We start from the raw sequence: 16,654 nt of genomic DNA, 5'->3' as shown, positions 1-16,654 counted from the left end.
GGAGGACCCCGAGCGAAACCTTCGCGTTAACTTTCCATGGGAACAAAAGGTACCACGTATCTCGGCATTGATGGCGGCGGAACCCGCTGCCGTGCCCGGATCGAGGACGAAAACGGCAAGGTACTCGGTGCGGCGAGCTCGGGGCCTGCCACGACGCGGATTGGCTTCGAGAAGGCCTGGCGGTCCATCATGGAGGCCACCGAAGCGGCAGCCGCGCAGGCCGGGCTGACGCGCGAGGATTTCGCGCGGATGCACGCCGGAATTGGCCTGGCCGGTCTCGGTCGCCGGGGTGCGGAAGCGGCGCTCAACAAGATCGCGCATCCCTTTGCGTCCGTCATCTTCATCAGCGACGGCTTGGCGGCCTGTCTCGGCGCCCATAGCGGCGCGGACGGGGCCATCGTGGTAGCCGGCACAGGCTCGGTGGGTGTCGGCCTGATCGACGGCCGCGAGATCCGTCTCGCCGGTTATGGCTTCCCTGTGTCGGACGAAGGCAGCGGTGCCGACATCGGCCTGCAGGTTGTTCGACTGGCGCTGCGGGCCGCGGATCGCCGCGGCGAGCTGACCCCGTTGCTTTCAGAGGTGCTGGGCGCATTCGATCATGATCCTTATCAGGCGGTGGCCTGGTCTGAAGAAGCCAGGGCCGCAGACTATGCTGCGTTCGCGCCGATCGTGATGCGGCACGCCAATCAGGGCGACCCGGTCGGCCGTCGCATTGTCGAACGCGCGGCCGATGCCATCGGCGATCTGCTCGATCTGTTCCTGGCTAGAGGAATCGACCGGCTCTCGCTGGTAGGCGGGCTGGCGGATGCCATTACGCCCTGGCTGACGCCTGACCTGCGCGCCCGCCTCAGGTGTCCTGACGCCGACGCGGCCGCCGGGGCGTTACTGGTGGCGCGAGGGCGGCTTGAGCTGCCCAAGAGAGAAACTGACCATGAACAGGCTTCAAAGTTCCGCGTTTGATGGCGCATGGATCAACTATATGGCCACCGAAGAAGTCGATCCCCGCTTTGCCGATCTTGATGCATGGTCGCTGACGTCAGCGATGGAAGCGATGTGGGAAGGCCAGGTTGCGGCAGTCGCGGCGATCGGCCATGCCCTTCCCGCGATCACTGCGGCGACCGAAGCGGCCAAAGCGGCGCTGGGTGATCACGGACGCATTGTGTATGTCGGCGCCGGCACCTCGGCCCGCGTGGCGGTCCAGGACGGCGCCGAGCTGACGCCGACTTTCGCCTGGCCCAGCGAGCGCGTCCGCTTCATCGTCGCCGGCGGCGACAGCGCGTTCGTCACCAGCATCGAGGGCGCGGAGGATGATGTCGATGATGCAGTCATGCAGATCAATGCCGCGCAGCTCACCGCGCACGATGTGGTGATCGCCGTTGCCGCCAGCGGGACAACGCCATTCACGGTCGCGGCGCTGCAGCAGGCAGGCTCTTTCGGTGCAGTGACGATCGGTGTTGCCAACAATCCCGGCACCGCACTGCTGGCGTCGGCAAAATTTCCGATCTTGATCGAGACCGGCCGCGAGCTGATCGCGGGCTCCACGCGGATGAAGGCGGGCACCGCGCAGAAGGTTGTGCTCAACCTGATCTCCTCAGGGATCATGCTGCGCCTTGGCCGGGTGTACCGCGGCATGATGGTGAACATGCCGCCGACCAACGCCAAGCTGAAGCGGCGCGCCGAGGCCATGGTGGCGCAAATCGCGCACTGTGATCCGTCGCACGCGGCACGCTGGCTTGAGCAGGCCGAGGGAGACATCAAGACGGCAAGCCTTCTGGCGTTGGGTCTCGACAGGGTTGATGCCGAGACCATTCTGAAAAACTGTGACGGCAACCTTCGGCGCGTGTTTGCCGAACTCGCCAAGGATCGTGACTCGCATCGTGACCGGCATCCCAAGGGAGCGGCGGCGCGCAAGCAAGGCGGAGCGGTTGAGCCGTGACGACATCCGCGATGGCGAGCGAAATCGGGGAAAGCGCGGATGTTGTCGCCAAAATTGTTCGTAACCGCCCCGCCACGCGCGATATCGCACAGCGAATTGGGATTGGCTCCGCTCCCCTGTGCGTCGTGTGCGGCCGGGGAAGCTCCGGGCATGCCGGGGTTTTCTTGAGATACCTTGTCGAGACGCGGCTTCGCCTTCCCGTTTCAGCCAGCGCTCCTTCGGTGATCACGGCATTTCGCACGCCGTTGATGCTGCGCCATGCGCTGTTCATCGTGATCTCGCAATCCGGGCGCAGCCCGGATCTTATCGCGGCGACCAGATCGGCGCGCGCCGCGGGCGCCCGCACCATCGCCATCGTCAATGCGACGTCGTCGCCGGTGGCTGACGAAGCGGAGTTCGTCGTTCCGATCGAAGCCGGCAGAGAGCACTCTGTAGCGGCGACCAAGACGGTGATCGGCTCGATGGCCGCTGGCGCCGGACTTGTTGCCGAGTTGGCGGGAGATCGTGCGCTGCGGTCAGCCCTGGACAGGCTGCCCGAGCGTTTGCACCGTGCGCTGGCGCTCGACTGGTCCGGGATTGCCGATGATCTCGTCAAGGCGTCAGCCGTGTTTGTGGCGGCGCGGGGCCTGGGCCTGGGCTCGGCGCGGGAGATCGCTCTCAAACTTTCGGAAATCCTGCGCCTGCCTTCCATCGGTCTGAGCGCCGCCGAGCTGCAGCATGGGCCGCGCGCCGCGTTATCATCGCGCACGCCGGTTGTCATGATGCGCCTCATGGATGAAACGGCAGCGACGGTGGACGCACTGGCAGAAGAATTGCGCGAGCAAAAGATCGCGCTGCATCTATGCGGCGGACCACGTGGCTCGCTGCCCTGGTTGGCCGAGGATGACCCCGCCACCGACCCGATCACCATGCTCGTTCCGGCCTATCGGATGATCGAACAGACGGCGCGCACCTTCGGATTTGACCCGGATCGTCCCCCTCGCCTGAGCAAGATTACCGAGACGTTTTGACAGCTGGCTGTTCGCTGGCTGGCGGCCGAAGGCGGGCTGCTCGGGCTGCGAGCTACGGCTCGGCAAGCCAGGACCGGAACGACGAAGCCGTCCAGAGCCAGGCTAACGCTGCACCGAGCGCGCCGGGCTTTCCTCAACAGCCGCGGCAGATTGATCCTTGAAGCATCTTCTCGAGCCGCGCGTCTTCCTTGTCGATGGTGGGGTCTGTACCAAGCAACGGCCCCTTCATGACGTGGCCAGCAATGCCGGACGATGGCAGCGCGGTACCCAGAGAATTCGTCCCCGGTGCAGCAGCACTCGTGCCGAGCGCTCCGCCGCCTGTCATCGGCATCGACATGTGCGATCCCATGCCGCCACGGGCAAACGCGGCATCCGAGAGCACAAGGCAAACGGCGAACAAGAGAAGCGAAAGCGGTTTCATGGTTCACACTCCACGCGTTGCAACGACCTGCACTTAAAGCTAGGTCCGGCGCGCCGCCTGGCCGCACACGATTGCGCGAGCAGATCGTTACAATACCGACAGGATTCCGCTCGCCTTCAGGTGCTTGCCCGATCGGGTCTTGACGCACCCACCCGGTCCGGCGGCACCCGCAGCCTTCTGAGCGCCCTATAGCGTGCGGTAGCGCTCGATCGATGAAAAATCGGGCGCTATTCCAAGGCCCGGCTCCTCGTTCAGAGCGACCAGGCCCTCGGAGACGTCGAAGACCGGTCCGCAGAATTGATCGCGGAGCGGATTGTCGTTGACGTCCAATTCCAGCCAGCCGTCGCCTCCGGCGCCGGCAAGCAGATGTGCGGACGCAAGCAATCCTATTCCGCCACCGAGGTAATGCGGGCAAAAGGTCTTGCCCGCTTTCAGGATGTCGTCCGCCAGTCCACGGCAAATCGTCAGCCCGCCCCATTTGGCGATGTCAGGCTGAACGACATCAAGCACATCCTCTGCAAGAACCTGTTCGAAGCCTTCGCGGCTTGCAATATTTTCGCCGGCCGCAAGCGGCATGCCGGCGCTCGTGCGCAGCCTCCGCCACTCCTGCCGGGGACGATCGGCACGAAGCGGTTCTTCCAGCCAACGCAGACCGAACTCGCCGAGCCGCGGCACGATCTCCAGCGCCTGATCGATCGACCAACCCTGATTGACATCCGCCGCCAGCATGCCGTCGCCAACCACAGTGCGCAGCGCCGCCAGATTGGCGAGGTCCGTCGCCATATCGAATCCGATCTTGAGCTTCAGCGCGCGATGCCCGCGCCTCATGGCCGCCTCGGCGGTCTGCCGCGCCCCGCCGGGATTGATGCCGCTGGCGTACACCTTGATCTTGCCGGAACGGCCGCCCAGCAATCGCCACAGCGGCTGCCTGTGCCGGCGCGCGTGGAGATCCCACAGCGCAAGATCTATTCCTGCGATGGCCTGGGCGAACGGCCCGGGCTCCCCGCACTGCAGCGCCAGCACCGAAGTGCCCTGCGTCAGGGTCTCGAAAGCCTGCGCGGGACCATCGAGCTCGCGCCCGATCAGCGCAGGCGCGAGCACCTCATTGACGAGCCGCGCCCGATGTTCGGCGCCCGTCGAAGGAAAGTTCGACCAGACCTCGCCCCAGCCGACAACGCCGTCCTGGTCTTCGGCGCGAACGAACACCGCGGGACGGTTCAGCATGCGGCCGAACGAGGTCACCACCGGCGTCGACAGCGGGTAGCGGTAGCAAAACGCCTGGATTGTGCGAATGGAGAAGGCCATCTTTGGATCCAGCGATTTCACTTGGTAACGATCAGGTCGCGACGCAGTTAGTATGCGCGCGCGAAATCGCCTTCCTGCTTGATCTCGCCAAAGGCGGGAAAGCGCGCCTTCCACCGCGTGCCCTTTGCCTTTGTCAGCGCATTGAGGCTTTCCAGCACCGCGACGCCGTCCTTGCGCAGGCTTGCCGCGACCGCCGCGCGATCCGGGAAATGCTTGCGAACGGCGTCAAGCCAGATCGTGCGTCCCGCAAGAAAGCCGCCGGCGCCCGCCGCATAGGCAAACTCCAGCACCCGCTCGAATTTCTCTGGCGCAGCACCACCCGACAGCAGCACCCAGGGAATGTTCCGCTCGCGGCAGATCACGCCGATGGCGTCGAACTCCTTCTGCGCGGCTTGCGCCGCCGCGCTGCCGTCCCGCGGCGGCAGGCTGTTGGCGGCGAGCGGGCTCTCCAGCTTCAGCAGGTCGACGCCATATTCCGGCTTGGCGAACTCGCGCACGCTGTCGATCACAAGCCCCGGCAGCTTGCCAGGCGATTCCACATAATCAGCAGTGTGATTGGCGCTACCCAGGAACGGATAGACCAAAAGCTCCAGCACATAGGGAATGTCGTAGCGCGCACATTCCTGTCCGATCTCGCGCACGAACCGCTTCTGATGTTCGTTGACACCAGGGTCGGCATCGGGCCGGTACCAGGCAAGCACCTTGACCGCGTCACCGCCGATCGCACGGATCTTCTCCACGCTCCAGTTGGCAATGGCGCGCGATTTGCGGCCGCCCGCAGTCTCCTCGACGCGGTGCTCCTCGAGCGTCATGATGAGACCGCAGCGCGCGGGCAGCAGGTCGATGGCGGCGGGCACCGCAAAGTTCGGATCGAACAGCATCGAGCTGCAATGCGGCGAGAGGCTTTCCACCAGCAGCCGCTTGGCGGCGGTTACGTCTGCGTATTCGACCTGCTCGCGCGTGATGCCCTTTGCCTGCGCGATGGCGTCGAACAGTGGCGGCCGCTGGTCCAGCGCAACCATGCGAAAGTGGCCATCCGCATCCGCCAGGCGCGCGATGCCCCGGTTTTTTCCGATCGTTCTCATTGGTGCGTCCTCGTGAAGGCAAGACAGTCATTGATGGAAGGAATTCCGGCGCGACCGCCCGAACGGGTGCATTTCAGCGCGGCGGCCGCAGCGGCGAACGCCATGGCATCCTGCACCTTAAGGCCCGCGCCGATCGCAAAGACATAGGCGCCGTGGAAGACGTCGCCGGCGCCTGTCGTATCGACGACGGAAACAGGATATGCGGCGCGCCGCTGCAGGCGGCCGTTCTCGTGCCAACTCACCCCTTCGCTGCCGCGCGTGACGGCGACGACACGGCAATTGAACCGCGCCAGCTTGTTCAGGGCCGCATCATCCGCCGATCCGGCAAAAGAAGCGAGCGCAGGCTCGGAGAAAACAGCGTGATCGGTAAGCGGCAGCAGGCGCTCGAACACCTCGGCGTCGGCGACATCGCCGTCGAGCACAGTTGGAATGCCAAGCGCGCGCGCCTTGCCGAACAGCGCGATTGCGCCTTCGACCCAACGCGGATCGGCAAGCACCGCAGATGCTTGCGCCACTTCATCCAGCGGCAGCCAATCGGCCGCCTCGGGAAAGGCCCCGCGAAAATTCACGATCTGCCGCTCGCCTGATCTGTCGACGATGATCCCCGAAACCGAGGAGCGTCCATCCGGAAATAATCTGAAGTTTGCGACGTCGATTCCTTCGGAAGCCAGCGCCGACCGCATTTCGCGCCCTGCGGCATCGTCTCCAGCGCGGCCCCAGAACGCGATGGAGCCGCCGAGCCGCGCACCCGTCACGGCGGCGTTTGCCGCCATTCCGCCGCCGAGCGTCGAGTAGTCCAGGCTCCTGATCTTCTCGCTCTGCCCTGAAAAAAATTGATCAACACGCCAGACCTGATCAAGCGCGGAGAGCCCGAGGCAGACAATACGGACCCGCTCCGCGCTCGACGCGATATCCGCGATCGCCTCCCGATCTTCGGTCGCCTCGCGCGCGGTCACTGCAGCACCCGGCCGTCGGTGCTGTCGAACAGATGGGTTTTTCCCGGCTGCGGGCGAAGGCTGAGTATCTCGCCGACCTTCGGCCGCAGCGACGGATCGACGCGCGCAATCGCCGAGGCGCCTGCGAGGTCGAAATGGATCAGCGTATCCGAGCCGAGCGGCTCGACCAGCTTGATCGTCACCGCCATACCGTCGGCCGGATCTGCCGCCAGTGCGAAGTGCTCGGGACGGATTCCGAGCACGCCATTGCCGGCCTTGCGCAGCGGACCGCAACTTTCCGCGCCGAGCGGCACCGCCGCGCCGTCTTTCGAAAACACCACGCCGTCGGCGCGCCACTCGACCGGAAAGAAATTCATCGCCGGCGAGCCGATAAAGCCTGCCACGAACTGGTTGGCCGGCCGCTCATAGACCGCCTCCGGCGTGTCGTATTGCTGCACCGCGCCGCTCTGCAGCACCACGATACGGTCGGCCATGGTCATGGCCTCGATCTGGTCATGGGTGACGAAGACCATCGTGGTCTTCAATTCCTGCGACAATGCCTTGATTTCGGCCCGCACCTGCCCGCGCAGCTTTGCATCGAGATTGGAAAGCGGCTCATCGAACAGAAAAGCCTTGGGATTGCGCACGATGGCGCGCCCCATCGCCACGCGCTGGCGCTGGCCGCCGGACAATTCCTTCGGCTTGCGGTCGAGATAGGGTTCGATATGCAGCAGCGCCGCGGCGCGTTTCACCCGCGCGTCGATCTCGGCCTTCGGCGTCCCCCGCAGTTCGAGCGCAAAGGACATGTTTTCGTAGACGCGCATGTGCGGATAGAGCGCGTAGTCCTGGAACACCATGGCGATATCGCGCTGCGCCGCCGGGATGCCGTTGACGCGTTTGTCGCCGATATAGACCTCGCCCGCCGTGATCGGCTCGAGCCCTGCGATGATGCGGAGAAGCGTGGACTTGCCGCAACCGGAAGGGCCGACAAAAACGACAAACTCGTGATCTGATATCTCGAGGTTGAGATCGGGGATCACGGCAAAGTTGCCGTAGCGCTTGACGAGATTGCGGATCGAGATAGAGGCCATAATCGTCAGTCCAGCGCCAGCACGGGCTTGATCAACTCGCCTTTGGCGAAGCGTGCGAAATTTTCCGGCAAACTCGAAAGTCCGAACTCGCCGTCGACGAGGACGCGGTATTCGTCCTTGTAGCGGCGCAGCAGCGCGACGTTCGGCTCGAAATCGGCGATCGGGAAATAGAAGGTGCGGATCATATAAAAGTCCTTGCGGCGGAACACCTTGCCTTCCTCGATGGTCCATGGCGCGGCATTCTCGCCGACCAGCACCAGCGCGCCGCGAGGCAGGACGAGCTCGATGCCGAGGTTGCGCGCCGCATGCGCGCCCGAGCACTCCATGATCAGCGCAAAGCGTTTCGAGGTACCGCCGACCGGGTGCGCTCTTGCGCCGAAGGATTGCGCGATGGCAAGCCGTGTCGCGTTCGGATCGGAGACATGGATATCGTCATAGCCGAGACTGCGCAGCGCCAGCACGACACCAAGCCCGACCGGCCCCGCGCCCATCACCAGAACAGGGCCAGCCTCGTGCGGCGGCACCACGCGGCTGACGAACCGCACGGCGTGGCCCGAGGTGCCGATCACGTCAAGCAGCAGCGGCGCGATACTGTCCTCGATGTCGTCGGGCACCTCCAGCAGGCAGTTCTCCGGCACCGGCACATATTCGGCATAGCCGCCCGGCCGGTTCCAGCCGATCAGGCTCGACACTTCCAGGCACATCTGCGTGTCGCCGCGCTTGCAGGCGGCGCAACGGTCGCAATGCAGCGGGATATAGATCGCGCAGCGACGGCCATGCAGGCGATGGCCCGGCTGCTCGACCACGCCGAAGATTTCGTGGCCAGCCGTGAATTCCGCGCCCTTGTGCCAGAGCTTGAAGTCGGAGCCGCATAGCGCCGTGCGCGAGATTCGCACCAGCACCTCGCCAACAGCGACTTCCGGCATCGCCACCCGCTCGATGGTGATGCGTTCGTGGCCGTGGAAGACGGCGGCACGCATGATCGAATTGGCGTGCGGAGAGACATTCATCGGAGCACCTAACCCTTTACCGCGCCGAGCGTCAGCCCGGAGACCAGCCAGCGCTGAACCAGCGCGGCGAGAACGAGCGGCGGCAGTGCTATCAGCGTTGCCGCAGCCATCAGCGCGCCCCATTGCGTCGAGCCTTCGCCGATGAAGTTGAAGGCGGCCGCGATCAGCGTCTTGCTGTCGCCGTTCGACAGCACCAGCGCGAACAGGAAATAATTCCAGGAAAATACGAAGGCCAGGATCGCCGCAACCGCGATGCCCGAGCCGACCAGCGGGAGCGCGATGCGCCAGAGAATGCGCGTGATGCTGCAACCGTCGACCTGAGCTGCTTCGAACACGCTGCGCGGGATGCCATCGAAGGATGGCAGCAGCACCCAGATCACGATCGGCAGCGTGATGACGGCGTGGCTGAGAATGAGCGCCGTATAGGAGCCGATCATGCCGACCTGGCGGAACATGACGTACCACGGCAGCAGGAACAGCGTGCCGGGCGCCATGCGCGCTGCCAATGTCAGGATGGCCGGCCATGAAATCCGGGTCCACGACACGGCGAAGGCCGCGGGAATCCCAAACAGCAATCCGAGGCTGGTCGAGCCGATGGTGACGATCAGGCTGTTGACCGCGTAGCTGACGAACGGCGTCGTCTTCATCAGCTCGACGTAGTTCTCCAGCGTCGGTGAGAAAACAAGCGTCGGCGGATAGGCCGTCACCTCGAACGAAGGCTTTAGCGACGACAGCACCATCCATACCGTCGGCGTCATGATGATGATGCCCGCGAGCACGAGCTGCAGCAGGTTGAGGTGGCGGATCCAGCGATCGGCGGTCGGTGCGTCGGTCATCGCGGCATCTACCAGGCGACCGCGCCGCGCAGGCGGTTGAACGCGAGCACCGCGCCGAACACGATCGCGGTCAGCGTCAGCATCAATGCGCTGGCATAGCCGATGTTGAAGAACTCAAACCCGACCCGGAAGCCGTAGATGTTGAGCGTGTTCGAGGCGTTGCCGGGACCACCCTGGGTCGTGATGTAGATGATGTCGAAGAAGCGCAAGAGATCGACGCTGCGCAGGATGGCTGCGGTGACGATAGTCGGCAGCAACAGCGGCAGCGTGATGCGCTGGAAGGTCTTGAACGCCGAGGCGCCGTCGATCTGGGCGGCTTCATAGACGCTCGGCGGCAACGACTGCAGCCCACCAAGCACGATCAGCGCGACATAGGGCGTCCATTGCCAGCTGTCGATCAGCGCGACGGTCGGAATGACCCACCTCGGCGAGGCCAGCCACTCCGACGGCGGCAGGCCGAGCGATTGCAGGATGTAGTTTGCCGCCCCGAGCGACGGATCGAGGATCACGAGCCACATCATGCCGGCGACCACCGGCGGCATCATGAACGGCGAGATGAACATCGACCGCACGATCCCGGGCAGGCGCTTGGCGTGAAACAGAACCAGCGCCAGCCAGACGCCGAACACAAGTTGCAGGACCAGCGAGAGCACATAGAGCGCGATGGTGACCCACAGCCCGTGCCAGAACTCGTAATCGGAGGCGAGCTTGGCGTAGTTCGAAAGACCTGCAAAGGACTGCTGGCCGGTCGACGAAAAGCTCTGGAAGCCGAGCCAGATCGTGTAGACGACCGGGAACGCGATCATCGCGACAGTGAAGATCACCGCCGGCGCCGAGAGCGCCGACAGTTCCAGCTTTTGCCGGTCCTGCGTGACAATGTCGCAGCGGCATCCGACATGCTTGCGCTTCCTTTCAGATTGCAGTCGTCGATGTGACGCCGACCGCTACTTTTGCGCGATCAGCGCATCGAGCGCCTTGTCCGCATCGGCACAGGCCTGATCGACGGTCTTCTGCTTCAGGATCAGATCCTGCACCGCCTGGCCGATGAATTCGCGCGATTGCGGATTGGCGACGATCGGGTAGCCGACCTCGGAGGATCCCTTGGTGGCGAGCACGTCGAGCGCGGCCTGCCATTCCTTGCGCACCGGCTCGGCATCGATCCACTTGCGGTATTCAGGATCGTTGGCGACCGCCGGCCGCGGCGGCGCGATTCCCTGCAGCGCCGTGCGCTTTTGAATCTCCGGACTCGTGGCCCATTGCACGAAATACCAGGCCGCACTCGGCTCCTTGCTGTAGGCGGACACCGCCATGCCCCAGCCGATCGCGGTCGGCACCTGCCCGGCCTCGCCCGCCGGGAACGGCGTCAGGCCGGTATCCTTGAGCCGCTCGCCGCCGTCCATCACGGTGCGCAGTTCATTGGAAGATTCGAACGACATCGCGGCGCGGCCACCGCGATAGAGCGCCGATATCTGCTGGAAGCTGTAGTTGACCACGCCGGGCGGGCCATATTCGCGCAGCAGCCGACTGTAGGTATCCAGCGTCTCCTTGCCCTTCGCCGAGCAAAGATTGGATTTTCCGTTGGCCATGTAGCTGCCGCCGATATTGTGCAGCATGTTGCTGAAAGTGTAGGCGACCGCGGGCTTCAGCCCGCGCGAAACAAACGGCGTGACGGTACTGTCGCAGGCCTTGATCTTCTGTGCTGCGGCTTCGAGATCCTTGATGGTCGCCGGCTTCTCGACGCCGCATTTCTTGAGGATGTCGGTGCGATAATAAAGAATGGGCCCCTCGATGTTCATGGGCATGCTGGTCAGCTTGCCGTTGAACGTCCCGGCCTTGAGCAGCGCCTGACTCAGCCCGGCAAAGTCGTAGTCCGTTGCCACCTCGTTCTTCGACATGGCGGAGAGATCGGCATACCAGCCGGAGACGGCGAACTGCTCACCCTCGCGCGACGGTAGCGTCATGAACACGTCGACCTCGTCGCTGCGCGCATTCATGACGGTGACCAGCCGCTGGCGCATCTGCTGCTCCTGGTAGCCGTCAACCTTGAGCGTTATCCCCGTGAGCTTCTCGAAATCGGCCTTGTAGGTCAGCAGCGCCTGCCCCACGGGATTGTTGTTCGCGAGGAATGTGACGGTCTTGCCCTGGAACTTCTTCCAGTCGAAGTCGGCCGCATTTGCCTGCGCGCTGACGGCGGCCACCGCGAGAACCGGCAACGCGACGCGCGCCGCAAACATCCTGGCGTTCATTGAACTCCTCCCTGACCTGGCCTGTCCCGCCTGCTCGGCAGCGCCATTCTGAAACCGGTTACATCCTAGGCGCCACCTCTCGCCTGTCAAGAGAACGGACAATCCATCGATGAATTTGCAGAATTTCCAAACTTGCGTATTTTGTTGATCAGCCATTTGTGTAACGTTACATCCATCACGCCATGAATCCGCCCGCCACCAAATCATTGAAACAAGGCATTCGTGCCGTCGCGGCGCGGGCCGGCGTATCGACGGCATCTGTCTCGCGCGCGATCAACAATCCCGAAGCGGTGAGCCCCGACTTGCGCGCACGCATCTCGCAAGCGATCGATGCGGTCGGCTACATCCCGCATGCGCCGGCCCGCATCCTGTCGTCGCGCCGCTCGCGCACGCTCGGCGCAATCGTGCCGACCATCGACAACACCATGTTCGCGCGCGGTATCGCCTCGCTGCAGAAATATCTTTCCTCGGTCGGCTACATGCTGCTGCTGACCACCAGCGGCTACGACCTCGACGCCGAGCTGGAGCAGGCGCGCAACCTGATCAGTCGCGGCGTCGATGGCCTGGTGCTGCGCGGCGATTGCCATCACGACGCCTTGCGCAAGATGCTCGCCGACAATTCGGTGCCCTTCATCAATGTCGGCATCTATCGGCCCGATCGTCCCTACCCCTGCGTCGGCACCGACAACGAGGCCGCGGCCTACCGCGCCGCCGCGCATGTCGTTGAACTCGGACATGTCAGGATCGGGGTCGTCTCCGCGCTCCAGCGCAACAACGACCGCGCCAGCGCCCGCGTCGCCGGCTTCCGCCGCGCCCTTGCCGTGGGCGGCGTCGAACTGCCGGATAAGTGGCATGTCGAGGTGCCCTATACGCTCGACGATGCGCGCGAGGCGGCGCGCTATCTGCTCAGCCTCGATGACCGCCCGACCGCGGTGGTCTGCGGCAACGACGTCATCGCCTACGGCGTGCTGCTGGAAGCTGAGCGCAGCGGTTTCTCGGTGCCGCGTGACCTCTCCGTCGTCGGCTTCGACGATCTCGACTGGAGCCGGCATTTGCGGCCGAGCCTGACCACCATTCATGTCCCCACCGGCGAGACCTGGCAGCGCGCCGGCGAATATCTGGTCCGGCGGCTGGCCGGCGAACAGGCCATCATGCATCACGAAATCGACTACTCGCTCGTCGTTCGCGAGTCGACGGCCCCGCCTGCACCCCTGAAACGACACGGACGATCACGATGACCTCCACCTTCTCGCTGGCCCAGGGTTTTCATGCCGTTGTGATCGGCGGCGCCGGCGATATCGGCGCCGCCATCAGCAGCGTGTTCCGCGAGCTCGGCGCGACGGTCACCGCCACCGCCGTCAATGATGCCGATCTTGCCCGGACGCCGCTGCAGCCTCAGGCAGGACTTGAGCTGACAACGCTTGATGTCACCGACGACGCCGCGGTCGCAGCGCTTGCGCAACGGCATGACCGCGTCGACGCGCTGGTCAATTGCGCCGGCATTTTGGCGCGCGACAAGGAATTTGAGATCGAGACCTTTACCAAGGTGCTCGATGTCAATCTGACCGGCACGTTCCGGACCTGCATGGCTTTCCGCCCGCTGCTGGCCAACAGCAAGGGCTCGATCGTCAACATCGCCTCGATGAACGCAACGCTGGCGCTGCCGCGCATTCCCGCCTATTGCGCCAGCAAAGGCGGCGTCGTGATGCTGACCAAGGCGCTCGCTCTGGCCTGGGCCGAGGAAGGCATCCGCGTCAATGCCGTGGCGCCGGGCTATATCGAGACCTCGATCAATGCCGCCGGCCGGTCCGACCGCGCGCATTACCAGCGCATCGCCGACCGCACCGCCTTCAAACGATGGGGGCAGCCGGAAGATGTCGCCGGCGCCGTAGCTTTCCTCTGCATGCCGGCGTCGCAATATGCGACCGGAACGGTGGTCGCAATCGATGGCGGCTTTCTCGCCGGCTAGAGCCTTTTCCGTTCCGATTGAATCGGAACGGGGCTCTAGATTCTTGTTTTGACGCGCTTTCTTGACGCGAACCGGTTTCCACTTCGCTGGAAAACGCTTTAATCAGGCGCCCACGGGAGTCAATGAAGCTTGTTTCCTCCCGCCGACGACGACCGGGTTACCGGATCGCCGTTGCCGGACAAGACCTGGGCCGCGCCGCCGATGCCGTGCCGGAACGCCTCATCGAAGGTGACGCCGCGAACCTGCCAACGGTGCGTCCGGCCGCCCCAGTCCATCTGCCACTGCGTGGCCCAGCCGAGATCCCGATCGTTCCAGACCAATCGCCCAACCAGAACGACTTCGCCACCCTGCTGGGCCGCAATCGGCGCCAGCGCCGGGAATGGCGCCGTCCTGAGCTCCGCGCCCGTGATGTTCGATTTCGCCAACGCCGCCGTGCCCGGCAGCACAATGTCCATGCCGCGCTTGTCAGCCGCGGCGAGCAACGCGTCGCGCTGCAAGTCGGACTGGGTTCCATCTGTTGTCACGATATAGTTCCTTACGCCTTGTTCCATCTCGACAAAGACGGCAAGGCGCGGACGATGTGAAAGCCAGGGCTTGAGGCCAAGCGTCTTGAGAATGTCGTCGATCTTGCTTTCCTCGAACTCCACGGTGAGATCGTAGGGCCGGTCGCGGGTGCCCTGCTCGTCACGAATGGGCTTGCCAAAAAACTGGTCGCGATAGCTGAATGCCCGGACGAAATCTTTTGCCTTCGACTTGTATGCGGCCAATCGCCGGTCACCGGCCAGCTTCAGCGCGCCGGATGCCTTGATGAGGACGTCCTCCAGACACGCGGCAAAGCCGGTCATGCGGTTCGCCTCGCCCTGGCCCGTCACGGTGACTTTTGTTCGATAAAGATCAGCTCCCGTGGCTGACATGGTGCCGGCGCACCAGGTCAGGGCGGCTGCCATAAATATCCGGACAATCGCGCGGACTGTACCGCGGCCTGTTCTGGTAGACCGGCGCCTCGTCCTATGCAGATCGGCCACGACGATACCTCCCGCGGTTCCGTATCAAGGATGCTCTTCTCATCGAACATTCGTTCGTTTTTGCGGAAGCGCAAACTTTCGAAGTGCAGGGCCGCATCACGGAAACAGCAAAGCTCGCTGCCGTCCGGATCGAGGCGCGGGCGGCCCCGTCGAGATGGCGGTTCTTGCAAAGGTTCAAGCTGGCACGTGAAGCGCATTCCGGTCATGGGTTCGAGTCATGCGACGTCGTCAGTGAAATCAGAGACTTATTGCTTCGTCTTCACGGCCCGCGATGCGGAATCGCTGCTCGCAAATCACTGCAAGTCTCGTCGCGGCGCAACATGCAAAATGAGACTACCGGTCAAGTTGCGGCGGGTGTAGTTGCGCGCGCCGGCCCAGTCATCAGCTAGGTTTTCGTCTGGCGGTTCCGGCGCAATGCATTCCGGCTGTACGATACGCAGCCGGCATCGACTGCATGGCGATTCCTTGGAACGACCTGACGATACACGACCTGGCAATACAAAAACTGGCGATACAAGGGAGGGGTTCGATGTTTAGAAGCTGTGCGGGACTGGTCGCGCTGAGCAGCCTGTTGCTTTCCGGCGCCGCCTTAGCTCAAGAGAAGATCAAGGTCGGCGTCACCGCGACGCTCGAAGGCACCTATACCGTGCTCGGCGAGGACGGAATACGCGGCCACCAGACGGCGATCAATACGCTCGGCAAGAAGGTCGGCGACAAGGAAATCGAATTCATCATCGCCTCCACGGATGCCACGCCGGACTCCGCGGTTCGCGCCGTGCGCAAGCTGATCGAACAGGACAAGGTGCAGATCCTGCTCTCGCCATTGTCCGGTGACGAAGGCATTGCGGTGAAAAATTTCGCCAAGACACGCCCCGAACTGACCTTTGTGAACGCCGCTTCCGGCGCGCAGGAAACGACGTATGTCGACCCGGCGCCGAACTTCTTCCGCTACAACATGGACGGCGCCCAGTGGCAGGTCGGCCTCGGCAAATACGCTTACGACACCAAGCGTTACCGAAAGATCGCAACCGTCGGCGAAGACTATTCGTTCATCTACACCCAGGTGTTCGGACTGGTGCTGGAGTTCTGCGGCGCCGGCGGACAGGTCACCAATCGGCAATGGGTGCCGCTCGGTACGAAGGACTTTGCGTCCGTCATTGCCGCGCTGCCCGACGATGTCGATGCGATCTATCTCGGCCTTGGCGGCGCCGATGCCGTCAACTTCCTGAATCAGTATCAACAGGCCGGCGGCAAGGCGCATCTGATGGGCGGCTCGATCATGGTCGACCAGACCATCCTCTCCGCCAAGGGCAACGCCAAGAATGCGCTGCTCGGCACCATTGCAGCGAGCGGCCAGGCCGATACCTGGGAGGATCCAGGCTGGCAGAAGTTCGTGAAGGCCTATCAGGATGCTTTCCCGCCGAACAAGCGGTTCCCGAGCCCCTCGCTGCTCGCCACCAACTACTACAACTCGACGATGGCGCTGATCCTTGGGCTGCGTCAGGTCAACGGCGATCTCAGCAACAACCAGGCGAAACTCAAGGAAGCCCTCGCCAAGATCGAGCTCGACGCGCCCAACGGCAAGATCAAGCTCGACTCCAACCGCCAGGCGATCGGAACCAACTTCGTCACCGAGGTGGTGGACGACGGCAAGGGCGCCTTGTTCAGCAAGGTCGTGAAGGTCATTCCCAACGTGAACCAGACCCTGGGCTACGATCCGGCGGTTTTCTCCAAGATCGGCCTGCCGAGCCGAACGGTTCCGGAGTGCAAGAAGTACTGAGTTCT

Annotated in this window: 16 protein-coding genes; 6 read left to right on the top strand and 10 right to left on the bottom strand. The window is 63.8% G+C overall.

What is annotated here, in order from left to right; all coding sequences use genetic code 11:
• Nucleotides 1–36: 36 nt before the first annotated feature.
• Genes V1294_RS10315 through V1294_RS10305 form a run of 3 tightly spaced genes read left to right on the top strand, consistent with a single transcriptional unit; the run spans nucleotide 37 to nucleotide 2,946 of the window.
• Nucleotides 37–960, top strand: coding sequence for a BadF/BadG/BcrA/BcrD ATPase family protein (locus V1294_RS10315; protein ID WP_334496839.1), 924 nt, complete (start codon nucleotides 37–39; stop codon nucleotides 958–960).
• A 19-nt stretch (nucleotides 961–979) separates the two neighbouring features.
• Nucleotides 980–1,936: an N-acetylmuramic acid 6-phosphate etherase gene (locus V1294_RS10310; protein WP_334496837.1), complete on the top strand. Its 957-nt coding sequence runs from the start codon at nucleotides 980–982 to the stop codon at nucleotides 1,934–1,936.
• Nucleotides 1,933–2,946: an SIS domain-containing protein gene (locus tag V1294_RS10305; protein ID WP_334496835.1), complete on the top strand. Its 1,014-nt coding sequence runs from the start codon at nucleotides 1,933–1,935 to the stop codon at nucleotides 2,944–2,946. Before V1294_RS10310 ends, V1294_RS10305 begins: the two co-directional genes overlap by 4 nt.
• Before the next feature lie 133 nt (nucleotides 2,947–3,079).
• On the opposite strand, the gene V1294_RS10300 is transcribed toward V1294_RS10305, so the two are convergent.
• From V1294_RS10300 to V1294_RS10260, 9 genes are all read right to left on the bottom strand, one after another.
• The gene (locus tag V1294_RS10300; RefSeq protein ID WP_108517196.1) at nucleotides 3,080–3,367 is read right to left on the bottom strand and encodes a hypothetical protein; all 288 of its coding nucleotides are present in this window, start codon (nucleotides 3,365–3,367) and stop codon (nucleotides 3,080–3,082) included.
• Nucleotides 3,368–3,553: 186 nt separating this feature from the next.
• Nucleotides 3,554–4,672 carry a mandelate racemase/muconate lactonizing enzyme family protein gene (locus V1294_RS10295; protein ID WP_334496829.1) on the bottom strand — a complete coding sequence of 373 codons (1,119 nt, stop codon included), beginning with the start codon at nucleotides 4,670–4,672 and terminating at the stop codon, nucleotides 3,554–3,556.
• A gap of 47 nt (nucleotides 4,673–4,719) precedes the next feature.
• On the bottom strand, nucleotides 4,720–5,757 hold the full coding sequence (locus tag V1294_RS10290; RefSeq protein ID WP_334496827.1) for a tagatose 1,6-diphosphate aldolase: 1,038 nt from the start codon (nucleotides 5,755–5,757) through the stop codon (nucleotides 4,720–4,722).
• Entirely contained in the window at nucleotides 5,754–6,713 is a 960-nt protein-coding gene (locus V1294_RS10285) for a sugar kinase (RefSeq protein WP_334496825.1), read from the bottom strand. The genes V1294_RS10290 and V1294_RS10285 overlap by 4 nt, the downstream gene beginning before the upstream one ends.
• The gene (locus V1294_RS10280; protein ID WP_334496823.1) at nucleotides 6,710–7,783 is read right to left on the bottom strand and encodes an ABC transporter ATP-binding protein; all 1,074 of its coding nucleotides are present in this window, start codon (nucleotides 7,781–7,783) and stop codon (nucleotides 6,710–6,712) included. Before V1294_RS10280 ends, V1294_RS10285 begins: the two co-directional genes overlap by 4 nt.
• Nucleotides 7,784–7,788: 5 nt before the next feature.
• Nucleotides 7,789–8,793 carry an alcohol dehydrogenase catalytic domain-containing protein gene (locus V1294_RS10275; RefSeq protein WP_334496821.1) on the bottom strand — a complete coding sequence of 335 codons (1,005 nt, stop codon included), beginning with the start codon at nucleotides 8,791–8,793 and terminating at the stop codon, nucleotides 7,789–7,791.
• 8 nt (nucleotides 8,794–8,801) lie between these two features.
• Nucleotides 8,802–9,629, bottom strand: a complete 828-nt coding sequence (locus V1294_RS10270; RefSeq protein ID WP_334477556.1) for a carbohydrate ABC transporter permease — start codon at nucleotides 9,627–9,629, stop codon at nucleotides 8,802–8,804.
• Between the two features lie 8 nt (nucleotides 9,630–9,637).
• The gene (locus V1294_RS10265; protein ID WP_334496819.1) at nucleotides 9,638–10,453 is read right to left on the bottom strand and encodes a carbohydrate ABC transporter permease; all 816 of its coding nucleotides are present in this window, start codon (nucleotides 10,451–10,453) and stop codon (nucleotides 9,638–9,640) included.
• A gap of 120 nt (nucleotides 10,454–10,573) precedes the next feature.
• Nucleotides 10,574–11,875, bottom strand: a complete 1,302-nt coding sequence (locus V1294_RS10260) for an ABC transporter substrate-binding protein (protein ID WP_334496816.1) — start codon at nucleotides 11,873–11,875, stop codon at nucleotides 10,574–10,576.
• A gap of 182 nt (nucleotides 11,876–12,057) precedes the next feature.
• Between V1294_RS10260 and V1294_RS10255 the strand changes: the two genes are divergently transcribed.
• Together V1294_RS10255 and V1294_RS10250 are read left to right on the top strand one after the other, a co-directional pair.
• Nucleotides 12,058–13,113 carry a LacI family DNA-binding transcriptional regulator gene (locus tag V1294_RS10255; RefSeq protein WP_334496814.1) on the top strand — a complete coding sequence of 352 codons (1,056 nt, stop codon included), beginning with the start codon at nucleotides 12,058–12,060 and terminating at the stop codon, nucleotides 13,111–13,113.
• Complete coding sequence (locus V1294_RS10250) at nucleotides 13,110–13,844, top strand: SDR family NAD(P)-dependent oxidoreductase (RefSeq protein ID WP_334496812.1); 735 nt, start codon at nucleotides 13,110–13,112, stop codon at nucleotides 13,842–13,844. Before V1294_RS10255 ends, V1294_RS10250 begins: the two co-directional genes overlap by 4 nt.
• A gap of 119 nt (nucleotides 13,845–13,963) precedes the next feature.
• Here the strand turns inward: V1294_RS10250 and V1294_RS10245 are convergent, their stop codons facing one another.
• The gene (locus V1294_RS10245) at nucleotides 13,964–14,791 is read right to left on the bottom strand and encodes a DUF2066 domain-containing protein (protein WP_334496810.1); all 828 of its coding nucleotides are present in this window, start codon (nucleotides 14,789–14,791) and stop codon (nucleotides 13,964–13,966) included.
• Between the two features lie 607 nt (nucleotides 14,792–15,398).
• Here V1294_RS10245 and V1294_RS10240 point away from each other — a divergent pair.
• Entirely contained in the window at nucleotides 15,399–16,649 is a 1,251-nt protein-coding gene (locus tag V1294_RS10240) for an ABC transporter substrate-binding protein (RefSeq protein WP_334477549.1), read from the top strand.
• Nucleotides 16,650–16,654 lie beyond the last annotated feature (5 nt).

It is taken from the genome of Bradyrhizobium sp. AZCC 1678 (assembly GCF_036924765.1).
Lineage (GTDB): Bacteria > Pseudomonadota > Alphaproteobacteria > Rhizobiales > Xanthobacteraceae > Bradyrhizobium > Bradyrhizobium algeriense.
This window is presented reverse-complemented; position numbering and strand designations above follow the sequence as displayed.

What these genes read in the sequence shown, in the direction of transcription:
- V1294_RS10315 (WP_334496839.1), top strand. Translation starts at nt 37, where the DNA reads ATGGGAACAAAAGGTACCACGTATCTCGGCATTGATGGCGGCGGAACC.
- V1294_RS10310 (WP_334496837.1), top strand. Translation starts at nt 980, where the DNA reads ATGGCCACCGAAGAAGTCGATCCCCGCTTTGCCGATCTTGATGCATGG.
- V1294_RS10300 (WP_108517196.1), bottom strand. Translation starts at nt 3,367, where the DNA reads ATGAAACCGCTTTCGCTTCTCTTGTTCGCCGTTTGCCTTGTGCTCTCG.
- V1294_RS10295 (WP_334496829.1), bottom strand. Translation starts at nt 4,672, where the DNA reads ATGGCCTTCTCCATTCGCACAATCCAGGCGTTTTGCTACCGCTACCCG.
- V1294_RS10290 (WP_334496827.1), bottom strand. Translation starts at nt 5,757, where the DNA reads ATGAGAACGATCGGAAAAAACCGGGGCATCGCGCGCCTGGCGGATGCG.
- V1294_RS10280 (WP_334496823.1), bottom strand. Translation starts at nt 7,783, where the DNA reads ATGGCCTCTATCTCGATCCGCAATCTCGTCAAGCGCTACGGCAACTTT.
- V1294_RS10275 (WP_334496821.1), bottom strand. Translation starts at nt 8,793, where the DNA reads ATGAATGTCTCTCCGCACGCCAATTCGATCATGCGTGCCGCCGTCTTC.
- V1294_RS10270 (WP_334477556.1), bottom strand. Translation starts at nt 9,629, where the DNA reads ATGACCGACGCACCGACCGCCGATCGCTGGATCCGCCACCTCAACCTG.
- V1294_RS10260 (WP_334496816.1), bottom strand. Translation starts at nt 11,875, where the DNA reads ATGAACGCCAGGATGTTTGCGGCGCGCGTCGCGTTGCCGGTTCTCGCG.
- V1294_RS10255 (WP_334496814.1), top strand. Translation starts at nt 12,058, where the DNA reads ATGAATCCGCCCGCCACCAAATCATTGAAACAAGGCATTCGTGCCGTC.
- V1294_RS10250 (WP_334496812.1), top strand. Translation starts at nt 13,110, where the DNA reads ATGACCTCCACCTTCTCGCTGGCCCAGGGTTTTCATGCCGTTGTGATC.
- V1294_RS10245 (WP_334496810.1), bottom strand. Translation starts at nt 14,791, where the DNA reads ATGGCAGCCGCCCTGACCTGGTGCGCCGGCACCATGTCAGCCACGGGA.
- V1294_RS10240 (WP_334477549.1), top strand. Translation starts at nt 15,399, where the DNA reads ATGTTTAGAAGCTGTGCGGGACTGGTCGCGCTGAGCAGCCTGTTGCTT.